Annotated in this window: 20 protein-coding genes and 1 riboswitch; of the genes, 9 read left to right on the top strand and 11 right to left on the bottom strand. The window is 66.3% G+C overall.

Features of this window, described 5'->3' with window-relative positions; all coding sequences use genetic code 11:
• Positions 1-161: 161 nt before the first annotated feature.
• From ACZI8W_RS17610 to ACZI8W_RS17590, 5 genes are read right to left on the bottom strand one after another with little or no spacing between them, the layout of a single operon-like run.
• Positions 162-722, bottom strand: coding sequence for a DUF7676 family protein (locus tag ACZI8W_RS17610; RefSeq protein WP_463369799.1), 561 nt, complete (start codon positions 720-722; stop codon positions 162-164).
• A complete protein-coding gene (locus tag ACZI8W_RS17605; RefSeq protein WP_463369798.1) occupies positions 719-1,366 on the bottom strand; it encodes a (2Fe-2S)-binding protein in 648 nt (215 codons plus the stop codon). The genes ACZI8W_RS17610 and ACZI8W_RS17605 overlap by 4 nt, the downstream gene beginning before the upstream one ends.
• The gene (locus ACZI8W_RS17600; protein ID WP_463369797.1) at positions 1,359-2,168 is read right to left on the bottom strand and encodes an ABC transporter ATP-binding protein; all 810 of its coding nucleotides are present in this window, start codon (positions 2,166-2,168) and stop codon (positions 1,359-1,361) included. The genes ACZI8W_RS17605 and ACZI8W_RS17600 overlap by 8 nt, the downstream gene beginning before the upstream one ends.
• Positions 2,165-3,268 carry a FecCD family ABC transporter permease gene (locus ACZI8W_RS17595; protein ID WP_463369796.1) on the bottom strand — a complete coding sequence of 368 codons (1,104 nt, stop codon included), beginning with the start codon at positions 3,266-3,268 and terminating at the stop codon, positions 2,165-2,167. The genes ACZI8W_RS17600 and ACZI8W_RS17595 overlap by 4 nt, the downstream gene beginning before the upstream one ends.
• Positions 3,265-4,464 (bottom strand): ABC transporter substrate-binding protein, encoded by a 1,200-nt coding sequence (locus tag ACZI8W_RS17590; protein WP_463369795.1) that lies wholly within the window; start codon positions 4,462-4,464, stop codon positions 3,265-3,267. Before ACZI8W_RS17590 ends, ACZI8W_RS17595 begins: the two co-directional genes overlap by 4 nt.
• Positions 4,465-4,501: 37 nt before the next feature.
• A riboswitch (cobalamin riboswitch) is annotated at positions 4,502-4,631 on the bottom strand.
• Between the two features lie 73 nt (positions 4,632-4,704).
• Between ACZI8W_RS17590 and ACZI8W_RS17585 the strand changes: the two genes are divergently transcribed.
• A complete protein-coding gene (locus ACZI8W_RS17585; protein WP_463369794.1) occupies positions 4,705-5,283 on the top strand; it encodes a TerD family protein in 579 nt (192 codons plus the stop codon).
• Between the two features lie 104 nt (positions 5,284-5,387).
• Here the strand turns inward: ACZI8W_RS17585 and ACZI8W_RS17580 are convergent, their stop codons facing one another.
• Complete coding sequence (locus tag ACZI8W_RS17580) at positions 5,388-6,038, bottom strand: hypothetical protein (RefSeq protein WP_463369933.1); 651 nt, start codon at positions 6,036-6,038, stop codon at positions 5,388-5,390.
• A 246-nt stretch (positions 6,039-6,284) separates the two neighbouring features.
• Between ACZI8W_RS17580 and ACZI8W_RS17575 the strand changes: the two genes are divergently transcribed.
• The 5 genes from ACZI8W_RS17575 (at position 6,285) to ACZI8W_RS17555 (ending at position 14,835) form a co-directional block, all read left to right on the top strand.
• The gene (locus tag ACZI8W_RS17575; RefSeq protein WP_463369793.1) at positions 6,285-7,574 is read left to right on the top strand and encodes an adenylosuccinate synthase; all 1,290 of its coding nucleotides are present in this window, start codon (positions 6,285-6,287) and stop codon (positions 7,572-7,574) included.
• Positions 7,575-7,641: 67 nt separating this feature from the next.
• Positions 7,642-8,115: a hypothetical protein gene (locus ACZI8W_RS17570; protein WP_463369792.1), complete on the top strand. Its 474-nt coding sequence runs from the start codon at positions 7,642-7,644 to the stop codon at positions 8,113-8,115.
• A gap of 216 nt (positions 8,116-8,331) precedes the next feature.
• On the top strand, positions 8,332-9,882 hold the full coding sequence (locus tag ACZI8W_RS17565) for an alkaline phosphatase D family protein (protein WP_463369791.1): 1,551 nt from the start codon (positions 8,332-8,334) through the stop codon (positions 9,880-9,882).
• 54 nt (positions 9,883-9,936) lie between these two features.
• A complete protein-coding gene (gene yczR / locus ACZI8W_RS17560) occupies positions 9,937-11,394 on the top strand; it encodes a MocR-like transcription factor YczR (protein WP_463369790.1) in 1,458 nt (485 codons plus the stop codon).
• A gap of 156 nt (positions 11,395-11,550) precedes the next feature.
• Entirely contained in the window at positions 11,551-14,835 is a 3,285-nt protein-coding gene (locus ACZI8W_RS17555; protein ID WP_463369789.1) for a protein kinase domain-containing protein, read from the top strand.
• Between the two features lie 34 nt (positions 14,836-14,869).
• On the opposite strand, the gene ACZI8W_RS17550 is transcribed toward ACZI8W_RS17555, so the two are convergent.
• Both ACZI8W_RS17550 and ACZI8W_RS17545 read right to left on the bottom strand, forming a co-directional pair.
• Positions 14,870-15,967, bottom strand: coding sequence for a CaiB/BaiF CoA transferase family protein (locus ACZI8W_RS17550; RefSeq protein ID WP_463369788.1), 1,098 nt, complete (start codon positions 15,965-15,967; stop codon positions 14,870-14,872).
• A 92-nt stretch (positions 15,968-16,059) separates the two neighbouring features.
• Positions 16,060-16,440: a nuclear transport factor 2 family protein gene (locus ACZI8W_RS17545; protein ID WP_463369787.1), complete on the bottom strand. Its 381-nt coding sequence runs from the start codon at positions 16,438-16,440 to the stop codon at positions 16,060-16,062.
• A gap of 91 nt (positions 16,441-16,531) precedes the next feature.
• Between ACZI8W_RS17545 and ACZI8W_RS17540 the strand changes: the two genes are divergently transcribed.
• Positions 16,532-16,912 carry a VOC family protein gene (locus ACZI8W_RS17540; RefSeq protein WP_463369786.1) on the top strand — a complete coding sequence of 127 codons (381 nt, stop codon included), beginning with the start codon at positions 16,532-16,534 and terminating at the stop codon, positions 16,910-16,912.
• 8 nt (positions 16,913-16,920) lie between these two features.
• Here ACZI8W_RS17540 and ACZI8W_RS17535 read toward each other — a convergent pair whose 3' ends face one another.
• Positions 16,921-17,349: a hypothetical protein gene (locus ACZI8W_RS17535; RefSeq protein WP_463369785.1), complete on the bottom strand. Its 429-nt coding sequence runs from the start codon at positions 17,347-17,349 to the stop codon at positions 16,921-16,923.
• 27 nt (positions 17,350-17,376) lie between these two features.
• The gene (locus ACZI8W_RS17530; RefSeq protein ID WP_463369932.1) at positions 17,377-20,082 is read right to left on the bottom strand and encodes a vitamin B12-dependent ribonucleotide reductase; all 2,706 of its coding nucleotides are present in this window, start codon (positions 20,080-20,082) and stop codon (positions 17,377-17,379) included.
• 78 nt (positions 20,083-20,160) lie between these two features.
• On the opposite strand from ACZI8W_RS17530, the gene purT reads away from it, so the two are divergent.
• Positions 20,161-21,402, top strand: coding sequence for a formate-dependent phosphoribosylglycinamide formyltransferase (gene purT / locus ACZI8W_RS17525; protein WP_463369784.1), 1,242 nt, complete (start codon positions 20,161-20,163; stop codon positions 21,400-21,402).
• Positions 21,399-21,881, top strand: coding sequence for a DUF456 domain-containing protein (locus ACZI8W_RS17520; RefSeq protein ID WP_463369783.1), 483 nt, complete (start codon positions 21,399-21,401; stop codon positions 21,879-21,881). The genes purT and ACZI8W_RS17520 overlap by 4 nt, the downstream gene beginning before the upstream one ends.
• 66 nt (positions 21,882-21,947) lie before the next feature.
• Here the strand turns inward: ACZI8W_RS17520 and ACZI8W_RS17515 are convergent.
• Positions 21,948-23,297 (bottom strand): ferredoxin--NADP reductase domain-containing protein (locus ACZI8W_RS17515; RefSeq protein WP_463369782.1); only part of this gene is annotated, 1,350 nt, incomplete at its 5' end.

Below are 23,297 nucleotides of genomic sequence, written 5' to 3'. Positions count from 1 at the left end.
CACGACCGGCACGGCGAACCAACTACATCCCGGAGTATAGCCACGTCCTCGTTCGAACGGGCAAGGCAGGAAGGACAATCTACAACGCGATCAGACAGATACAACCGTTCCGAAGTGTTGTATCTGTCTGCGCGGGTTGTTTTTCCGTCGGTGCGGACCGGTCAGGAGTGGCGAAAACCTGTGCCGGTTCGGTCGCGGGGATCCGGCTCCAAACCGAGGAGCTCCGACCGAACACGGTCCCATGCCTCGAGGTGTGCCCATACCGGTTCGTCCGTCAGCTGCTGCATATTGGTGAGGAACGGGGTGGGCAACATGACGGTGAGCATCTGTTCGTCGCGGCCGTTGAACAGGCGAACACCCCACGACGTCGGTGCGCCGTCCTTGCCGATCCTGCGGTACAGCTCAGCCCGGCTGCAGCGGCGGATGCGGCCGAGTTCCGGTCCGCTCGCGGTGTGCTCGCCGATGCACAGGTGAAAATGCCAGCGGCCGAAGTCGACGGTCGCATACCCGTCGTACATCGAGATCTTCTCGGGTGCATTGGGTGCCGCGACTTCGAGCGCCGAACCTTCGATGAGCACGCCGAACCACATCTCGTTCCAGTACTCGTCGAACAGCAGACGGATCAGACGTAGCAGTGAGTCCTCATCGGTGGGAAGTGCCCAGCACTGTTCGCGACCACCGCTCTCGGTGTCGACGATCTCGGGGTCGAATACGACTGTCACAGAATCTCCTTCGTCGGTGTTCTCGGTGAGGTGGGGAAGACGCAGTCGCCGCACACGCCGCCGCCCGGGACGCGGTAGTACAGGCAGCAACTGCGACGCCGGCCAGTGGATCGGACTATCGTGCGGGCCAGCCGGGGATCGTCCAAGAGCGTGTCGATGTGCGCCTGGGCTGCACTACCGATCATGCGCGCCGCCCCGATCAAGGCGGATGCGGAGTTTCCCCGCATCAACCCTGCAGCAACGATGTCGCTCCACGCGATTAGGAGCGGTTCGAGTTGGTCGTCGAGGATCGCACCGGTGCCGGAGCCGAATTCGGGATCGACGATGTGCAGCTGCAGACCCCCGTCATTGCGCCACAGCAATGTATCCGGATCGAGCCGCACACATCGGCCGGAATGGACGACCGATCCCAGCGCAACCGACCACATCCGGGCGGCGTAGCCGAAGAACAGCGTCGACGCGGCCACTCGCGTTTCCTCGGTTCCCATCCGCTGCGCTGTTTCCGAGATAAGCGGGTCGCGAATCATGCTGTTGCGCAGAGCAGACGTGGGCTGCCACCGACCCTCCGGTAGGGGGCCGGTGCTCACCGCGAAGTAGGGGCTCAGCGCGGCGATGTGCCTCAGTACTGCAGCAGCGTCAGACACGGTTGTCCTCCGGATCGAGATCGAACACCAGTGTGCGCGGATCGAACCGCATCCGTCCACGATCGAATGCTGCCCCGATGCGACCGGACTCGGCCAGAGCCGCGGGGGAGGCGCAGGTCAGCGTGCGGTCGGCGTCCAGTAACCACATCCGGTCCGCCACCCGTAGCGCGAGCTCGAGTTCGTGGGTGGACATGATCACGGCGAGGTTCTGTTCGGCGGCAAGGCGCCGCAGCACGTCGACGAGTTCGACCCGGGACGGCACATCCAGAAACGATGTCGGCTCGTCCAGCACCAGCAACGCCGGGTCTTGTGCGAGGGCGCGAGCGGTGAGGGTGCGTTGACGCTGTCCATCGGACAGTTCACTGAACTGTCGGGACGCCAGTGCGGTCGCGCCTACGGCGTCGAGTGCCCAGTCGATCGCTGCGGTGTCCTCCCGTGAGAGTCGTGCGCTGGCCGGGAGGTGCGGCGTCCTTCCGAGGGCGACGAGTTCGCGCACCGTCAGCAGACCGGGATCGAGGCGTTCGGTGAGGACCACCGCGATGCGGGTCGCGAGGTCTGCGGGGCGAATCGACGACACGTCGTCGCCGTCGATCAGTACCTGTCCGAGCAGCGCCGGTTGCAGGCCGCACAGGGTGCGGAGCAATGTCGATTTGCCGGCCCCATTGGGGCCGACCAGGGCCGTGAGCTCACCGCGGTGAGCGACAGCGTCGAGACCGGTCGCGATCTCGGTGATGCCGTTTTTCCGTAAGCCGCGGCGACGTGTGTAGCCGACGGTCACATCGCGCAGTTCTACACCGTTCACAGGGCAGCTCCCAGTGCGCCACGCCGGCTGCGGACGAGGACGACGATGACGACCGGCGCACCGACGAGCGCGGTCACCGCGTTGAGCGGAAACACCGTGTCAGTGCCCGGCATCTGGCTCGCCACCCCGCATACCAGCGCCACCACGGCACCGAACAGTGCGACACCGGGCAGCAACACACGGTGGTCGGACGTGCCGAACGCCATCCGCGCCAGATGCGGAACAATGAGACCGAGAAAGCCGATCGGGCCGCAGAACGCGGTCGTGACCCCGGCGAGCAACGCCGCCGACACGACGGTCGTCAATCGCACCGTGCGGATGTCGATGCCCATCGACCGCGCGTAAGCTTCGCCGAGCAACAGGGCGTTGAGCGCGCGAACGGTCAGCAGCGCAATCACGATCCCGGCAAGTACGACGGGCACCAGCATTTTCAGGTCGGACCATGTGGTCGCGGTGAAACTGCCCAGGCCCCACACGAGGAACTGTTGAGCGCGCTGTGGGTCGGCGTAGACCAGGAGCACGGAGACAACCGCGGTGGTCGCCGAGCCGAGCATCACGCCGATCAGCAGCAATGTCACCGCCGAGCGCACCCACCGCGACAACGTCACGATCAGGAGGAGTACCGCCGCAGCGCCCAGCGCGGCGGCGATGACCACCCCCGCGCGTCCGAGGCCCGCGAGATTCGCAGTGAATCCGCTCGCGCCGCCCCCACCGACCACGACCACCAGCGCGACACCGAGGCTTGCTCCCGAACTCGCACCGAGGATGTACGGGTCGGCGAGCGCGTTGCGGAACAGAGTTTGCATCTGCAGACCCGCGATTCCGAGGGCCGCGCCCACGGCAATCGCAGTGATCGTGCGCGGCAGGCGCAGGTCGCGCACGACCATGCCCCACCGCGGATCCGATGCCTCCTGCCCGAACAGCACCCGCAGGCTCTCGCCCAGCGGCACCGTGACCGACCCGACAGTCACGGAGATGACGGTCGCGACGGCGAGCGCCGCGACCAGTGCGACGAACACCACCGTGACGCGCGCGGCTCGCGGCGGGCCGACCGCTTCGGGCTGCCGCGCCGACGGCGGTGCCGTGAGTACGGACGTCATGCCGGCAGTTGCTGGTAGAACGTGAATTCGTGATCGGGGAGGAGTTCGGGGTGCAGGATGGCGACGAGGTCGGACAGCACCAGATCGGGGCGCAGCACGCCGCGTTCGTAGTAGTCGTTACCGCCGCCCGGTCCGAGCGCCTTGTTCGCGTTCCACACCTGACCGGTGCCGACCGCCGCGAGCTCACCGTAGCGTTCGTCGTCGGCCAGCGCGTTGCCGATCGAGGTCCAGCTGTTGACGACCAGCCAGGTCGGTGCGTCGGAGCCCTGCGCAACGACCGCTTCGAAGTCGAGGGGCAGCGACCCGGTGCTGGTGACGTCCTGCCACGGCCACCGTGCGCCCGCGTCGGTGAGCAGCCGGCCCGCGTAGCTGCCGCCCGACGACATGTACCACGTGCCCTGAGACATGGCGCCTGGCAGTACCGCCGCGCTGTCGATGCCCGACGCCCGCGCTGCGACGTCGAGGTAGTCGGTGCGGATCTCGTCGTACACCTCGGCGGCCCGGGCTTCCGTGCCGGTCAGTGCCGCCATCACCTTGATCCACTCGGCGCGACCCAGCGGCGACGCTTCGAGCCACTCGGCGTTCGCGACCACGCCGATCCCCGCCGCACGCAGCTGCGCGTATGCCGGGTCGTCCATGCCGCCGGTCATCACCACATCGGGGGCGGCAACGACGACGGCCTCCGTATCGATGGTCCTGCCGGGTGCGTACTCGGCGATGTCGCCGGAATCGATCCGACCGATGACGGCGGTGTCGCTGACTGTGGATCCGTTGGAAACTCCGGTGAGCACCTCGAGTACGTCGAGTTCGGTGACGAGGGGCAGATGCGTGGTCGAACCGGAGTACAGGCTGGTGATCGGGACCGTGATCTGCTGGGCGCCGGCCAGATCTGCCGAGAGATCGGGGGCGGGCGCACCGCACCTGACCAATACGTACGACTCCGGGTCGGCTCCCGGATACGGCTCGTCGACGGTGAGTACCTGGTAACTGTTCTCGTAGGTGATCGAGAAGTTCTCGGCGTCGACGACGTCGGACTTGTCGGGGAAGTAGTCGACCGTTGCGTCGAAATCCGTGATGCACCCCTCCGCGGATGCGGTGGCGCCGGGCTCGACTGTCGACGTCGAGCAGCCGGCAAGTGCCAGACCCGCGACTGTGACGGCGCTGAGAATGCTGAGTGGTACGGCGCGAACGCGCATGGCGAAGACGCCCTTTCTCGGGGAGATCCGCCCCGTCCAGGTGAGTACGACGACGTGAGTATCTGGCTCCCGGGGAGTGTCGCTCTCCGGTCACAGTGGCGGGACCGCGCCGGAATCACACCGGCTTCCTCATGTGTCGTCGCATACGACGTCGGGAACTTAACACACGGACCAAGGGGGCAATACGGACCGGATGCTTGTGGCTATCGTGGAGGAACCACAACGATCGAAAGGACCGGTATGGGTGTCAGCTTGGCCAAGGGTGGAAACGTCTCGCTCTCGAAGGAGGCGCCGAATCTCACGGCGGTGACGATCGGACTGGGCTGGGACGTCCGGGCCACAACGGGAACCGACTTCGATCTCGACGCCAGTGCACTGGTCGCGGGAGCGAGCGGCAAGGTGCTCTCCGACCAGCACTTCGTGTTCTACAACAATCTTCGTTCACCGGACGGCGCGGTCGAACACACCGGAGACAACCTCACCGGTGAGGGCGACGGCGACGACGAGTCGATCAACATCGACCTCGTTGCGCTGTCCGCCGACGTGCAGTCGGTGGTCTTCCCGGTGTCGATTCACGACGCGGACGCGCGCGGCCAGTCGTTCGGGCAGGTGCGCAACGCGTTCATCCGCGTTGTCGACCGTTCCAACGACCGCGAACTGGCCCGCTACGACCTGACGGAGGATGCCTCCACCGAGACCGCGATGGTGTTCGGTGAGTTGTATCGGCATGGCACCGAGTGGAAGTTCCGCGCCATCGGCCAGGGCTACGCATCCGGGCTCGCGGGCATCGCGCGCGACTACGGCGTCAGCATCGGGTGAATCCGAAGTAAGCAGCACCGACAAAGACCTCGCAGCTCCGGCGGCAGACCGCAGGGGCTGCGAGGTCTTTGTTCACGCTGCGTGCTTCACCCCTGAAAGGTGGCTCAGCGCACCAGCTTCCACTTCGTCTCGTGACGGTAGAAGGTCGACCGCGTGAGTGGACGCGGATGGGGGACGCCGTCGCGGGTGAGGAGCGCGGCCGGTGAACCGAGCTGCACGGCCCTGCCGGTGAGCCACTTGTAGCCGCCGAACCACCGGGCCCGGTCGACGGCCGCTCGGAGACCCGGCATCTGCGGCGTCGGCTCGATCCGGATGCCGGGCACCGTGCCGGAGAACAAGCGGGTGTCGTCGACGTAGGCCTCACCCACGAGTGAGTTCTCCTCGCCGCGGACCAGCGCGCGTCCGACGAGGGCCACACCGGCGTCGTCGCGGATGAGCGGGATCGACTTCGCTTCACCCTGGAGCGCGATGGACGCGGCCTTCGAGCCGGTGCGTAGCCCGTAGGCCTCGGTCGCGGGGGTACGCGACTCAGGGACATAGGCAACCTCGACCGCGAGTCGGTCGGTGCGCATCAGCCGGGTCAGTGCCGCCGCGAACGCGGCATCGTCACCCACGATGATCAGTCGCGGATCGTCCACTGCCTCGGCGTGAGCCAACGCATCTTCGAAATCGTCCTTGTCGGGAACCGTAGGAGCCGACAGCGCGGTCACGGAGGTGAGTGCCAAAGGGAGTGGCACATCGCCGCATCTGAGCACTACCGGGGTCAACTGATCTCCTCGCTGGTCACGATCGGGCGGCCGTCGGTCAGGCGTCCACTGTAGTAGGAACCGTCGCCGGTCGCGGAGACCCCGGGCGGTAGCAGACCCGACACGGTATTCCGACACCGCAACCGGGTCTTCGTCGCAAGTGGACTACACTGTGGTCCCGGCTGCTGCCCGGATTCGGGCAGGACCCTGCAGGCGAGACCGCCCGCACGAACAACCCTGTCTGAGGAGCGCGAAATGCCGGCAATCGTCCTGATCGGAGCCCAGTGGGGCGATGAGGGCAAGGGCAAAGCAACCGATCTGTTCGGTGGACGTCTCCAGTGGGTCGTGCGTTACCAGGGCGGCAACAACGCAGGTCACACCGTCGTGCTGCCGAACGGAGAGAAGTTTGCGCTGCATCTGATCCCGTCGGGCATCCTCACGCCGGACGTCACGAACGTCATCGGAAACGGTGTCGTCGTCGATCCGGGTGTGTTGCTCGAAGAGCTCGCGGGCCTGGAAGAACGCGACGTCGACACCTCGCGTCTCCTGCTCTCGGCCGATGCGCACCTGATCATGCCGTACCACGTGGCCATCGACAAGGTCACCGAACGTTTCCTCGGTGCGAAGAAGATCGGTACCACCGGCCGCGGAATCGGCCCGTGCTACCAGGACAAGATCGCGCGTGTCGGAGTCCGCGTGGCCGATGTCCTGGACGAGAAGATCTTCACCCAGAAGGTCGAGGCGGCCCTCGAGTTCAAGAATCAGGTACTCGTCAAGATCTACAACCGCAAGGCCCTGGATCCTCAGCAGGTCGTCGACGAGGTGCTCGGCCAGGCCGAAGGATTCAGGCACCGCATCGCCGACACGCGTCTGCAGCTGGGCAAGGCACTCGAGCGTGGCGACACTGTGCTGCTCGAAGGCTCCCAGGGCACCCTGCTCGACGTCGACCACGGCACCTACCCGTACGTGACATCGTCGAACCCGACTGCCGGCGGCGCTGCCGTGGGCTCCGGTATCGGACCCACACAGATCACCACGGTCCTCGGCATCCTCAAGGCCTACACCACGCGCGTCGGCTCCGGCCCGTTCCCGACCGAACTGTTCGACAACCACGGTGAATACCTGGCCAAACAGGGCGGCGAGGTCGGTGTGACCACCGGCCGCGCCCGCCGGACCGGTTGGTTCGACGCGGTCATCGCCCGCTACGCCACACGCGTCAACGGCATCACCGACTACTTCCTCACCAAGCTCGATGTGCTGTCCGGCCTCGATACGGTGCCGATCTGCGTCGGATACGAAGTCGACGGCGTGCGAGTCGACGACATGCCGATGACACAGACCGACATCCACCACGCCAAGCCCATCTACGAGGAGATGCCCGGCTGGTGGGAGGACATCTCTCACGCCCGCACCTTCGAGGAGCTCCCCAAGAACGCGCAGAATTACGTGCTGCGCCTCGAGGAACTCTCCGGTGCGTTCATCTCGTGCATCGGTGTGGGGCCCGGCCGCGACGAAACGATTGTCCGACGCGACATCCTCGCCTGATCGGGGTATTTGCCCGGAAACGCTGGATGCTGGACGCGCCCCGAGCGGACGCGCGACAGTGGAGTGCATGGTTCGTACAGCAGAGGTGAAAGCAGCGGGGGCGCGCTCGAGAGCTCTCATGGTCGCCGTCACCGCCGCGGGACTGATCGCGGCGGGGCAGGGCACTGCGCACGCTCAACCGGAATCGACGCAGCTGGCGCCTGCCTACACGATCGGCCACGGATCCCTCGGTTCGATCGCGGTATGCATCGGCCGGCTCGACGTCGCGGTGTACCCGTCCGAGGACGGCCCCCAGCCGTACGTGGTCCGGCTCGAGAGCAACTTCGTCGGTGTCACTCCCGTGTGCATGGTCGACGGCACGTTCACGTGGCGCAACATGGACAGCGGGCTCTCCGGGTCGGACGACTGGGCACTGTCCGGTTGGGACGGTCCGGAAGCGGGTACCGTGCGGTACTTCGATCCCGGGCCGGGACGCGTCGAGGTCACCATCTCCCCATCGACACCCCACTTGCCGGGCGGCGGCGAGTTCGCGGCGTCCTGAGCGCGAGTCATCCAGGGATGCGAGGAGTTACGGGATCAGTTCCCGGCCCGATCCTGTTTCTCGACGAAATCCAGCAAGCGAGGGATCACCTGCTCGATCGAACGGTGCAGCGTTCCCGATATCGATCCTGACGGATCACGTCGTGTTCACCGCGTGTTGGCATCGACGGGGGAGCGTCGCCCTCGTCTTGTTGTAGTGCCTTCGAGGAGAAAACACGTGTACTTGTCCCGACGCACCCTGCTCCGCGGCACGGCCATCGGCCTGCTGGCGGTTCCTGCGGTGGCCTGTTCGTCCGCTGGTTCCGGGTCGGTGGCGGCCTCGTCGCCGACCCTGGTCAGGCAGCGTCCGACGATCACCCACGGCGTAGCCGCCGGGGATGTCCGGGCAGATGGTGCTCTGATCTGGGCGCGCGCCGACGGTCCGGCCACGCTCGTCGTGGAAACCGCGAGCAGCGAGTCGTTCACGAATCCCACCCGGCACGTCGGCGGGTTGCTCACCCCGGATACCGACGGAACCGGTCGACTGCGGCTCACCGGCCTGCCCTCCGGCGAAGAAATCCACTATCGGGTCACTGTCGAAGCGGAAGACGGCGCTACGTCGGAGCCCGTCACCGGAATGTTCCGTACCGCACCCAGCGCACCCGGTGACATCCGACTGCATTGGTCGGGTGACACCGCCGGTCAAGGCTTCGGGATCAACCCGGACCTCGGCGGAATGACGATCTTCGACACTATGGCACAGCGCGATCCGCACCTGTTTCTGCACTCCGGCGACGTCGTGTACGCCGACGGCCCGCTGGAGGAAACGGTCCAACTGCCTGATGGGCGCATCTGGCGCAATGTTGTCACCGAAGCGAAGAGCGCCGTCGCTCAGACCCTCGACGAGTACCGAGGCCAGTACGCCTACAACCTCATGGACGAGAACTATCTCCGGTTCAATTCATCCGTTGCCCAGATCGTGCAGTGGGACGACCACGAGACCGTCAACAACTGGTATCCGGGCGAGATCCTCGACCTCGAGGAATACAGCGAGAAGAATGTGGACGTTCTGGCCGCGCGGGGGTTCCAGGCGTTCCACGAATGGAATCCGCTCGATCCCGCGGAAGCCGTCGACGGGCGTATCCACCGCACCATTCCGTATGGTCCGTTGCTGGATGTGTTCGTGCTCGATATGCGCACCTACAAGGACGCGAACGGCGCGAACGTCGGCGCATCGGGGCAGGTGCTCGGTGCCGAACAAACCCGTTGGCTGATCGACGAACTGAGCCGATCCACCGCGACCTGGAAGATCATTGCCGCGGACCTTCCGATCGGCCTCGTCGTGCCGGACGGCGACACCGCATTCGAGGGAGTGGCCAACGGCGATTCCGGGATGCCCTCGGGACGTGAATCCGAGATCGCCCAGGTGCTGTCAGCGATCAAGGCGCGCGGCATCACCGGAACGGTGTGGCTGACCGCCGATGTGCACTACACCGCGGCGCACCACTACTCGCCCGAGCGTGCTGCGTTCACCGACTTCGACGAGTTCTGGGAGTTCGTCTCGGGGCCGCTCAACGCGGGCGGCTTCGGCCCCAACGACCTCGACGGCACATTCGGTCCCGAAGCGGTGTTCGTGCACGCGCCGCCGGAGGCCAACGCGTCGCCGATGGAGGGATTCCAACATTTCGGGGAGGTCTTCATCGATGGCGACACTCGAGAACTGAGAGTGGACCTGATGGATGCCACAGGGACCGTGCTGTTCACGCAGGTGCTCGCACCGCCCTCCTGACCGAAGCACCGGCTGGCCTCCTCCGACCAGTCCACTGTGCGCGATACTGGACCCGTGATCACACGCGCGATTGGGGCCGGTTCCCTGGCTCGGGACCTCGGCAACTGGCAGGACACCGGCGACGTGCGCCCGGCGTACCGGGCGCTCGCCGACGGCATCCGTCTCCTCGTGCACGACGGCAGAGTTCCGCAAGGAGTGGCATTGCCGAGTGAACGCGCACTCGCATCGGTGTTGACGCTGAGTCGCACCACCGTCACCTCGGCGTACTCGACACTCCGCGACGAAGGGTATCTGCGCAGCCGGCAGGGTGCCCGGAGCACCGTCGCCCTGCCGACCGGGTCGCGTTCCCGCGGTGCTGACAAGACGGCGGCGACACCCGGCAACGATGCGATCGACATGAGCAACGCGTCGCTTCCGGCGCCCGCCGCCGCAATCGAGGCGGCGTACGGACTGGCATTGCGGTCGATGTCGACGTACTTGGCCTCGCACGGGATGGAACCGATCGGTGTGATGGCGTTGCGTGAGGTGATCGCACGCCGATACCGCGACCGCGGGTTGCCCACCTCACCCGAACAGATCATGGTCACCAGCGGCGCGCAGCACGCGATGCGATTACTGCTCGGTGTGCTCACCGATCCCGGTGACCGCGTGATCGTCGATCATCCAACCTACCCGAACGCGCTCGAGGCCATCCGGCGGCACGGCGCGCGCCCGATCCCGGTGCCGGTGCGACCGGAGGCCGGGCCGTCGGGCGGGTGGGACCTCGGAGCGCTCTCCGGTGCCGCCCGTCAAACTGCCGCGCGCACAGCGTTTCTCGTTCCAGATTTCCACAACCCCACGGGCCTGTGTCTGGACACGGAGGGTCGCGCCGAACTCGCGCGCATCATGTACGACGCCCGCATGACCCTGGTGGTGGACGAGACCATGGTGGACCTGTGGCTCGATGCGCCGCCACCGGCGCCGGTCGCGTCGTTCCCGGCCGGTTCCTCGGTGGTGACGGTCGGGTCGACCGGTAAGTCGCTGTGGGGTGGCCTGCGTGTGGGGTGGATTCGCGCCGACCGCGAGCTGATCGTACGGCTGGCCGGGGCGCGATCGGGCGTGGACCTCGGCACGCCCGTCATGGAACAGTTTGCCGCGGCACACCTGCTGTCGGATGTCGACGACCTTCTCGAGCAGCGGCGCGCGCAGCTCCGCGAACAGAGACAGGCTTTGTGTGAGGCTCTCGACGACCGGTTGCCCGACTGGCAGTACACACCGGGCCAAGGCGGGATGTCACTGTGGGTGCGGATGCCGGAGCCGGTGTCGACAGCACTCGCTGCGATTGCGCCCAGCCACGGTGTACTACTCGCGGCCGGGCCACGTTTCGGTGTGCAGGGTGCATATGAACGGTTCGTGCGGCTGCCGTACACCCAGCGCGCAAACCTTCTGCGCGACGCCGTGACGGCGGTGGCCGGCGCGTACGCGCAGGTGGCTCAAGGCGGCGATCTCGGAGCGTCGAGGCTCGTCGTCTGACCGAGACGCGGTACCCGTATCGCGGTGCCCGTATCAAGGAGTGCGGTGCCCGTATCACCCGGACAACCTGATCTTTCTCGGCCGACCTGCCGTGGGGTGTCGGCGGTCGGCGATATTGTGGACACAAGACTCGAGACCGGGTCTGTGCTCGACGAAGTGAGGTCGATCGTGGCCGCGCAGGATCCGCTGCAGACGCAGCGCGACGCCGGACCCGACGTCGCTACGGAGCTGGCTGCGGCCGGATTCGCCGACGCCAAGGAAATCGGCCGCGGAGGGTTCGGAATCGTCTACCGCTGCCGGGAGACCGCGCTCGACCGGATCGTGGCGGTCAAGGTTCTCACCGCCGATCTCGACATCGACAACCTCGAACGCTTCCTGCGCGAACAGCGCGCGATGGGGCAGCTCTCAGGGCACCCGAACATCGTCAACGTGCTGCAGATCGGCACCACCGGATCCGGGCGGCCCTACCTGGTGATGCAGTATCACCCCCGCGATTCACTCGACGCGCTGATCCGCCGGTCCGGCCCGCTGCACTGGCACGACGCGCTCCACATCGGCATCAAACTGGCCGGTGCCCTGGAGACCGCGCACCGCCTCGGCATCGCGCACCGCGACGTCAAACCCGCCAATATCCTGCTCACCGAATACGGCGAACCGCAGCTCACGGATTTCGGGATAGCCCGGATACGAGGGGGATTCGAGACCGCGACCGGCGAGGTCACCGGGTCGCCGGCGTTCACGGCCCCGGAGGTGCTCTCCGGACGTGCCCCGACCCCGGCCTCCGATATCTACAGCCTTGCGGCGACGCTCTTCTGCGCGCTCACCGGCCACGCCGCGTTCGAGCGTCGCAGTGGCGAACGCGTCGTGGCGCAATTCGTGCGCCTGACCACACAGCCGATTCCCGACCTGCGGGCCGACGGAGTACCCGACGAGTTGTGCGTCGCGATCGAACAGGCCATGTCGGTGGACCCCGAGTCCCGCCCCGATACTGCCGCCGAGTTCGGCGAGATCCTGCGCGCAGTGCAGGCCGAACACGGGTTGCACGTCGACGACCTCGCAGTCGCCGGCGCTGAGAACGGCCCCGACACGGCTGTGACCCACCCCGCAACGACCGCTACCGCGAGCGGACGTGCGAGTACACGGCGCACGGGCGGTAGGGCCACCACTCCGCCGGCGCCGGCGACGAGGTTCCGCCCACCCGTACCGTCGAAGCGACTTGTCGCGCGGTGGTCGCTGCTGAACCTGCTCAGTGAGTCGCATCGCCGCAGGCTCATCGTCGTCCATGCGCCACCGGGCTTCGGGAAGACGATGTTCGCCCTCGAATGGCGCTATCAGCTCGACGAGCAAGGGGTCGCGGTGGCGTGGCTCAACGTCGATCACGACGACAACAACGTGGTGTGGTTCCTCGCGCACCTCGTCGAAGCGATCCGTCAGGTCCGTGCCTCGCTCGCGCACGAGCTGGGTCAGGTCCTCGACGAACACGGCGACGACGCCGAGCGATACGTTCTGACCTCGCTGATCGACGAGATCCACGCGGCCGGCGAACGACTGGTGGTGATCGTCGACGACTGGCATCACATCACCGATCCCGCAACGACCGCGGCCATGGCGTTTCTGATCGACAACGGGTGTCACCACCTCCAGATCATGGTGGTCGGGCGCACCCGTGCCGGGCTGCCGGTCAGCCGCATGAGAGTGCTCGACGAACTCGTCGAGATCGACCACCGGATGCTCACCTTCGATGCGGAGGAAGCGAAGAAGTTCCTCGAACGGCATACCGAAGTGGACCTCGACGACGAGATCGTCGCCGACCTCGTCGCCGTCACGGACGGGTGGCCTGCGGCGTTGCAACTGGTGTCCATGTCGATGCGTGGTCACGATGATCCCGCCCATTTCGTGGCGAACCTGTCGGGACGGCACCGCGGCATCGGACAGTTCCTCACCGAGAACGTCCTTGCGTCGCTCGACGACGAACTCCTCGACTTCTTGCTCACCGCTGCCGTCACCGCGCAGACGTGTGGGAGTCTGGCGTCGGCGCTGAGCGGGCACGCGCGCGGGCAGGCGATGCTCGAAGACATCGAGGACCGCGATCTGTTTCTGCATCGCGTCGATGAGGACGGGCGGTGGTTCCGCTTCCAATCGTTGTTCGCTGAGTTTCTGCGGCAACGCCTCGAACGCGATTTCCCGGAACGGCTTCCCGGGCTCCACCGCACCGCCGCGCACTGGTTCGACCAGCATTCGATGCCGGGGGAAGCTCTCGATCATGCCTTGGCGGCTGCCGACGACGACTATGCCGTCGACATCATCGAACGCGACGCGCGGACCATGCTCGTCAACGGCCGTGCCACCACGCTACTCGGTCAAGTCGCGAAACTGCCGCGCGACAACGTCGCGAAGCGACCGCGGCTACAGCTGGCCGTGGCCTGGGCCAACATCGTCATCAACGACGCCGACCGCGGCCTCCGTGCCCTCGACATGGTCGAGCGCAGCCTCGAGACCGGCGCGTTCACCGGTGACGATGCCGTCGACATCGCGGTCGAGGCAGAAGTGGTACGACGAATCCTCCACATCCGTGCCGATCGCGCCGGACCGGCCGACGGGTTTACCGATCGTCTCATGGCCAGGGCAGGCAGGCTTGCCCCGATCGTTGTCTCGGCGGGCCTCAATGTCGAGACATTCGATGCGGTCTATCGTGGCGACTTCGACGAGGCGCGCCGGTTGCAGGACATCGCAGCGCCCTACCACGATCTCAACGACGGGCCGAACAACATCATGCACGGCCATACCCTTCTCGGTCTTGCCGCGCTCGAACAACTCGACACCGAGCGGGCCGGTGAGCATTTCCGGGAAGCATGGAAGGTGGCTCGTCTCGGGAGCGGTGTGCACTCGTCACCGGCGTTGCTTGCGGGCTCGGTGCTGGGGGAGTTCCTCTACGAGCAGGGAGACCTCGACGAGGCGGAAAGCCTGCTCGACGACGGCTACGGGCTGGGCGCAGACGGCGGCATCGTCGACTTCAAGATCGCCCGCTACGTCGTCGGTGCGCGCGTCAAGGCAATCCGGGGAGACGTCGAGACCGCGGTGAGCCGGCTTGCCGACGGTGCGCGGATCGCCGCCGAGCTCGGACTCGAACGGCTGGCGGCGGCCGTAGAGAACGAGCACGTCCGGCTCGGTATTCCGATCGCGCATCCGCGTCCGGTTGCCGAATACGACGGTCGGTATCCCGAGCCGGGGATTGCCTTGCATACCGCGCAGATCGAGGACGATACCGCGATTCGGTTGCTGCTCACCGACCCCACACCCGAGCATGTCGTCCTCGCTCACCGCTGGGCGAGTGAGTGGTTCGTGCTCCTGCAGGCGCACGGATTCCTTCATCGTGCGCATCGTGCCCTCGAACTCGTCACAGAATGCGAAAAGCTCGGTGCCGCCCCGGATCGGGGCTGACCCTGGGCGGCACCGCGACGTTACAGGTGGCTGATCAGACCCACAGGGTTGTGATGTCCGTGGCCTCACCCGCCGGCGCCGCCGGTGTGCCTGCCCGGGTGCGGGAGAACCGTGGGGCCGGCGCGTGCTGAGTGACGCCCTCGAGTTCGATGAGCGATCCGCGCGCGGCGATGTGCTCGTTTGCCGGTGCCTCCGCGAACGTGAGTACGGGGGAGACGCACGCGTCGGTGCCCAGGAAGATTGCCGACCACTCGTCGCGGGTCTTCGACAGGAACTTCTCGGTGAACAGCTTCTTCATCTCCGGCCACGATGCCGGATCGTTCTGGGCGGGCAGTTCGGCCGCGTCGAGATCGAGGCCTTTCAGCAGCAGTGCATAGAACTGCGGCTCGATGGAGCCGACGGCCATGTACTTGCCGTCCTTGGTCTCGTACACGTCGTAGTACGGGGCGCCGGTGTCGAGCATGTTCACGCCGCGTTCGTCCGACCACACGCCGAGACCGCGGAACGCCCACATCATGTGCGACAGCGCAAGCGCGCCGTCGACCATCGCGGCGTCGACGACCTGCCCCTTCCCGGACACACCACGCTCGACGAGCGCGGAGAGAATGCCGAAGATCAGAAACATCGAGCCGCCGCCGAAATCGCCGACCATGTTCAGCGGCGGCACCGGACGTTCCCCCTTGCGGCCGATCGCGTGCAGCACCCCCGTGAGGGAGATGTAGTTGATGTCGTGGCCGGCGACGTTTGCCAGTGGACCTTCCTGACCCCAGCCCGTCATGCGGCCGTAGACGATGCGCGGATTGCGTTCGAGTACCACGTCGGGGCCCAGGCCCATGCGCTCGGTCACTCCGGGACGGAAGCCTTCGATGAGTACGTCGGCGCGCTCGAGCAGTGAGAGCACCTTCTCGATGTCGTCGGGGTTCTTGAGGTCGGCCTCGACGATGCGGCGGTTCCGCTGGATCGGATCGCGTGCACCCTCCGGTGGGATCCCACCGGGGCGTTGGACCGTGACGACGTCGGCGCCGAGATCGGCGAGCAGCGTTGCGGCGTGCGGACCGGGGCCGAGTCCCTTGAACTCGACGACGCGGATACTCGCGAGAGGACCCTTTTTCTCAACTGCTTCAGCGGACACTCGTCGAACCTCACTCCGATGCGTAGGGACTGTTGCAACGGAGAGTACCTTAGCGATCGTTCAGCACACGGGGTGTCACGGCTCGTGCAGGCTCACTGCTCGTACAGATCGGCCTCACCGAGCCCGGTCGCATCGAACGCGTCCTGGAGGTTCTTGTGGCGCACCACCGTGACGACCTGGTCCTCGACGACACGGAACGCGATGGCCTCCTCGGCAGGGGTTCCGGGGTCGGAAGCCCAGGTGGAGGTCTCTTCGACGACGACGATGCCGTGGTGCACGAACATGCGCCCGATCTCTAGCGTGACACCCGACAAGGTTGCCCACTCGCGTAGTTCGTCGAGCCCCTGATCGGGGTCATCGTCATCGGTGGGCAGGACGATGTCGTCGCTGGACAACTCCACGAGGGTGTCGATGTCGTTGCTGTTGACGGCATCGTGCCAGGCCAGAACGGTCGCAATCTCCGAAGTGCTCATGTGTCCAAGAGTAGGTCAACGTGGTCGGCGTCAACGCGATTGTGATCTGATCTGTTGCCGAGTGGGGCGCGTACGGAGCAGAGTGGGTGCCATGACGATCAGCGGCCAACTCGTGAGCTTCGTGCCCAGCACCGATCTCGATGTCTCGGAGATGTTCTATGTCGACACCCTCGGCTTCCGGAAGATCGACCGCGACAACTTCACGTTGGTGATCGACGGTGGCGAAGGAGCCCCCGTCCGGGTCACCCTCGTGCAGTCGCGCGGCGAAACCGGTTACACCGCCCTGGGCTGGCGGGTTCTCGACCTCGACGAGACCGTCGAACGACTCCGCGCCAAAGGCGTCGACTTCATTCGGTACACCGGCATGGAGCAAGACGACCACGACGCGTGGACCGCGCCCGACGGACTGCGGGTCGCGTGGTTCCGCGATCCGCACAGCAACGTACTCTCGCTCATCGAGAACCACGTCTGATACAGGGCCTACGTCAGGAAGCTGCCCTTGACGAACCCGGAGAGCAGCACCGTGAACCCGCCGATCTCGCCGACGATGAGCGCGACCATCGCAACACCCATCCCCCGAGTGGGATGTGCGAACTGGTTGGTGGTGTCGCGCAGCGCGCCGTGGATGATGTAGCTCGCGATCGCGCCGACGAAGAACATCACGACCACGGTGGCAGCCGCTAGATTCACCCATGTCGGCCACGCGCTGAGCTCCACGAACACAGCGACGAGCAGCGTCGCAAACGCGTACATCAATGCCGAGCGGTGCGCGACGTCCACATACGGGTGTGCCAGATGCGTCTCCGACATTGCCATCTGCCGGTATTTCCACACGCCCAATACCAGTGCCAGCAGAAATATCGCTCCTGCCGCGAGTACGGTCAGTTCTGTATCGGCCCCCAAGTTCATTCGGCCAGTATGCGATACCCGCACTGATCAGCTGCAGCCACTCGTGTTTCCGCACGACGGGCAGGCGTGACACGATCCCGACCGCTGCATCTGCACGCCGCACTGCATGCAGTACGGCGCGTCCGAGCCAGAGCCCGACACCGACGGGCCCGACATCGTATGCCCCTGGCGGGTGTCGGTGGTGACGTGTGCATCCTCCGGGTTCGGCAGATCGGGGGCGAGTCCGTCGTGCGCGGCTCGTTCACCCCCGGTACGCACACCGAGTTCCATCCGCTCGTCCGTGTCGAGATAGTCCACCGCGAGCCTGCGGAAGATGTAGTCGAGGATCGACGAAGCGATCCGCAGATCGGCATCGTCGGTGATGCCCGCCGGTTCGAACCGCGTGCTGGTGAATGCGCGCACGAACGTGCGCAACGGAACCCCGTATTGCAGACCGTAACTGACCGCCATCGAGAACGCATCCATGATGCCGGCGAGGGTGGAACCCTGCTTCGACACACGCAGGAACATTTCGCCGGGGCGCCCGTCGTCGTATTCGCCGACCGTGACGAAACCCTTGCAGTCGGCCACCCGGAACTCGAACGTGCGCGAATTGCGGGTGCGTGGCAGACGCTCCCGACGCGCGGTAGCCACCGGTGTGAGCGCAGTCTCCGATACCTGCGGCGCCGAGGTGGACAGTGGTTGCCCGAGTTTGCAGTTGTCGCGGTAGACGGCAAGTGATTTGAGGCCCAGCCGCCACGCATCGACGTACAGATCGACGATGTCGGCGACCGTCGCGGACTCCGGCAGATTCACCGTCTTCGAGATCGCACCCGACAGGAACGGCTGCACCGCCGCCATCATCGTCACATGCCCGCGCGGCGCAATGGCGTTGCTGCCCATGGATGTTGCGAACACCGGGTGATGGTCGACGCGCATATGCGGAGCGCCCGCAAGGGTGTGCTTCCGGTCCAAGTGAGCGACGATATCGGCGACCTCGGCCGGATCGTATCCGAGCCGTGACAACGCGCGCGGCACACTGCGGTTGACGATCGACAGACTGCCGCCGCCCACGAGTTTCTTCGTCTTCACCAGCGCCAGATCGGGTTCGATGCCGGTGGTGTCGCAGTCCATCGCCAGGCCGATCGTGCCAGTCGGAGCGAGCACTGTCACCTGACTGTTCCGTACGCCGTGCTCGGTGCCGTGGGCGATCGCGCGATCCCACGCTTCACGGGCCGCGACCAGAACGGCCGGTGGAGCGAGCTCGGCATCGATGGCGTCGACAGCCCCGCGGTGCCGTGCGAGGACCCCGAGCATCGATTCGCGGTTCTCGGCGTATCCGTCGAACGGGCCCAGCCGCTCCGCGAGGCGCGCCGACACCTCGTAGGCGTGCCCCGTCATCAACGCGGTGATCGCGGCTGCGTAGGCCCGACCGGCGTCGCTGTCGTAGGGCAGACCCGACGCCATCAACAGCGCGCCGAGATTCGCGTATCCGAGGCCGAGTTGCCGGAACCGGCGGGATGTCTCACCGATCTTCTCGGTGGGGTAGTCGGCGCGGCCGACCAGGATCTCCTGCGCGGTGAGCATCACCGCGACGGCACGCTGGAACCCGCCGACGTCGAACACACCGTCTTCTCGTAGGAATGTCAGCAGGTTCAGACTCGACAGGTTGCATGCGGAATCGTCGAGGTGCATGTACTCCGAGCACGGGTTGGACCCGTTGATCCGACCGGCCGCGGTCGCGGTGTGCCATCGGTTGATCGTCGTGTCGTACTGCATGCCCGGATCCGCGCACTCCCATGTCGCCGTAGCGATACGCTGCATCAGAGCTTGTACCGAGACCGTGCGAACGACCTCCCCGGTAGTGACTGCGCGCAGTGGCCACTGCGCGTCGTCGACGACGGCCTGCATGAACGCATCGGTGACCCGCACCGAGTTGTTCGCATTCTGATACTGCACCGAATGGATGTCGGAGCCAGCCAGGCCCATGTCGAATCCGGCGACCGCAAGTGCGCGCGCCTTGCGTTCTTCGATCGCTTTGCAGTCGACGAACTCCTCGATGTCGGGATGGGAGACGTCGAGGATCACCATCTTGGCGGCCCGGCGGGTCTTCCCACCTGACTTGATGGTCCCTGCCGAGGCGTCGGCGCCGCGCATGAAGCTGACCGGGCCCGATGCGGTGCCGCCGCCTCCGAGATGCTCGACGGACGATCGGATGTGTGAGAGGTTCACGCCGGCCCCGGAACCGCCCTTGAAGATCACCGCCTCCTGCCGGTACCACTCGAGGATCGAATCGATGCTGTCGTCGACCGACAGGATGAAACATGCGCTGGCCTGCTGCGGAGTGTCGGGCACACCGATGTTGAACCACACCGGGCTGTTGAACGACGCCTGCTGATGCAGGAGCAGATGCGTCAGTTCCGCGGCGAACGCGGCCGGGTCGTCGAGGTGCCCGTCGGTGGTGCCCCACGCCGTGATGGTGTCGACGATGCGGGCGACCACATCGCGCAGCGAATGCTCGCGGCCTTCGGTGCCGAGCTGCCCACGGAAGTACTTCTGCGTCACGATGTCGGTGGCATTCTGCGACCAGAATTCCGGGAACTCGACGCCGATCTGCTCGAAGACGACCTCACCCGTGCCGTGGTGGACGATGCGGGCGTCGCGGCGCTGCCACGTCACCTCGTCGGCGGGATCGACCCCCGGTGTCGTGAACCAGTGAACGTCGGCACGAGTGTGGTCGTGGCGCGCGGCCATGGCGCGCTGCCCCGTCTGTGGTGCACTGCTCATCGCTTTCCTCCCAGGACGGCGACGGTTGCCACATATAGTCCCACCATGGTCTCACCGCGTCCCGGCGCCTCTCCACGTCTCTGCACTTCTCCACGCTTGGGCACTCCGCTGTCTCCCTCCGCCACACGTGTCCTGTTGTTGGGCGCGGGCGAGCTCGGCAAGGAGGTGGCGATCGCGTTGCAGCGACTCGGCGTCGAGGTGATCGCGGTCGACCGGTATGCCGACGCCCCCGGTCATCAGGTCGCGCACCGAGCCCACGTCGTGGACATGGGCAACCCGGAAGCCGTGCTCGCGGTCATCGAGGCCGAACGCCCCCACCTGGTGGTTCCCGAGATCGAAGCCATCGCCACCGATGCCCTCGCGGCTGTGGAGCAGCGTGGCCTCGCCGAGGTGATCCCCACCGCGCGGGCCACACAACTGACGATGAACCGTGAGGGCATCCGTCGTCTCGCCGCGGAGGAACTCGGACTACCGACGTCGCCGTACCGGTTTGCGACGTCGCTCGAGGAGGTCGCTGCCGCCACCGAGGCGATCGGCTTCCCGTGTGTGATCAAGCCGGTCATGTCGTCGTCCGGAAAAGGCCAGTCGACGGTGCGGTCGGCGGACGGTTTGAACGAAGCGTGGGAATACGCACTCGCCGGGGGGCGCATCAACCACGGGACCGTCATCGTCGAAGGGTTCGTCGACTTCGACTACGAGATCACCCAGCTCACCGTGCGAGCCTTCGGCGAATCAGGGGAGGTCGAGACCTACTTCTGTGCACCGATCGGTCACCTGCAACGGGACGGCGACTACGTCGAATCGTGGCAGCCGCAGCGGATGAGCGACGCGGCGCTGGCTCGGTCGCGGGAGGTCGCGGCGGCCGTGACCGGAGCGCTCGGAGGCCGGGGAGTGTTCGGCGTCGAACTGTTCGTCAAGGGCGACGACGTCTACTTCTCCGAGGTCAGCCCCCGCCCGCACGACACCGGGCTCGTGACCATGGGAAGCCAGCGGTACTCGGAATTCGAACTGCACGCCCGCGCGATCCTCGGGCTGCCGGTGGACGTGGAGCAGGTGCGTCCGGGCGCGTCGGCGGTGATCTACGGGGGACTCGACGCGACCGGTATCGCATTCGACGGTGTCGCCGAGGCCCTGCGCACACCGGAGACGGATGTGCGCCTGTTCGGCAAGCCGGAATCGTTCCTGCATCGCCGCATGGGTGTGGCCGTCTCGACCGGCCCCGACGTGGACACCGCCCGCGACCGCGCGGCGCGGGCCGCGTCCCTGGTTCGCCCCGTCAAGCCGTGAGTGCGGGCGCAGAACTCCTCGTCGGGTTCGCGATCCTCGTCGGGCTCGTCGGCATCGTCGTGCCGATCCTGCCGGGTGTCCTGCTGATCTTCGCAGCGATCGCGGTGTGGGCCTTCATGACCGGCGGCACCGTCGCATGGACGGTGTTCGCGGTGGCGACGGCTGCGATGGTGATCACCGGCGTCGTCAAGTACACCTGGCCGGGGAAACGGCTACAGCGGTCGGGAGTGCCCAACCGTTCGCTGCTCATCGGCGGCCTGCTCGGCATCATCGGATTCTTCGTGATCCCGGTGCTCGGCTTGTTCCTCGGGTTCTTGCTCGGCATGTACGTGTCGGAGGCGCAGCGGCATCGGACCCACACGGATGCATGGCGCTCGACGGTGGAGGCGACGAAGGCAGTGGGCCTGTCGATGCTCGTCGAACTGCTCGGTGGGCTCATCGCCGCCGGAGCGTGGTTCGGTGCCGTGCTGTTCGCCTGACGTGACACGGCCGGACGCCACCGTCCGAAGAGGTGGCGTCCGGCCAGGAACCGCAGGTGGTGTCGTCTACTTGTGGGGCTCCGACGCGCGGAACATGTCGTTACGTTCGACGACCTTCACGCGCTCACGCCCCTCGGCCTCACCCAGGCTGCGTTCGTGTGCGTCGAGCCGGTACCAGCCCTGCCACGTGGTGTAGGGGAGTTGCTTGTCTTCGAGGAACTTGACGATCTCGTCTTCGCCGGGGGCCTCCGGGGTGTTGAGGCGACCTGCGGAGCGGTCTTCGAGGAGGTTGGCGACGGTCTCGTTGGCGTCGCCCTTGGTGTGGCCGATCAGGCCGACCGGGCCACGCTTGATCCAGCCGGTGACGTAGGTGTGCGGCATGAACCGGTCGTGGCCGTCGACGGTCTCGTCGGCGAGCACGCGTCCGGCTTCGTTGGGGACGGTGCCGGCCTGGTCGTCGAACGGCAGGTTCGCGATGTTCTGCGACAGGTAACCGACCGCGCGGTACACGGCTTGCACATCCCAGTCGCGGGTCTTGCCGGTGCCTCGGACGTTGCCGGTGCCGTCGAGTTCGGTGCGCTCGGTGCGCAGGCCGACGACCGTGCCGTCCTCGCCGAGGATCTCGGTGGGTGATTCGAAGAAGTGCAGGAACAGCTTGTGCGGGCGGTCGCCGGCGTCGCGGATGGCCCAATCCTGCAGGGTGTTGGCGACCATGTCGACCTGCTTGGAGTTGCGCCGGGCGGCCTCGGAGCCTGCGTCGTAGTCGATGTCCTCGGGGTCGACGATGACCTCGATGGTCGGGGAGTGGTCGAGTTCGCGCAGTTCGAGGGGGGTGAACTTGGCCTGTGCCGGCCCGCGGCGCCCGAAGACGTGGACCTCGACGGCCTTGTTGTTCTTCAGGCCGTCGTAGACGTTCGGTGGGATTTCGGTGGGCAGCAGTTCGTCGCCGGTCTTGGCGAGTACGCGCGCGATGTCGAGTGCGACGTTGCCGACGCCGAGGACGGCGACCTTCTCGGCGTCGAGTGGCCAGGTGCGGGGAACATCGGGGTGGCCGTCGTACCAGGACACGAAGTCGGCGGCGCCGTAGCTGCCGTCGAGGTCGATGCCGGGGATGGTCAGTTCACGGTCGGCGTTGGCGCCGGTCGAGAAGATCACCGCGTCGTAGAAGCGGTACAGGTCGTCGAGTGTGATGTCGACGCCGTAGTCGAGGTTGCCGAGCAGGCGCACGTTGGGTTTGTCGAGCACCTTGTGCAGCGCGGTGATGATGCCTTTGATGCGGGGGTGGTCGGGGGCGACGCCGTAGCGGATGAGGCCGAACGGGGCCGGCATGCGTTCGAACAGGTCGATGCTCACCCCGGGATCCTGCGCAGTGTCGGACTTCATGAGTGCGTCGGCGGCGTAGATACCGGCGGGGCC

It is taken from the genome of Rhodococcus ruitaii (assembly GCF_055230935.1).
Note: the sequence above shows the minus strand (reverse complement) of the source record. Positions and strands in the feature narration are given on the sequence as shown.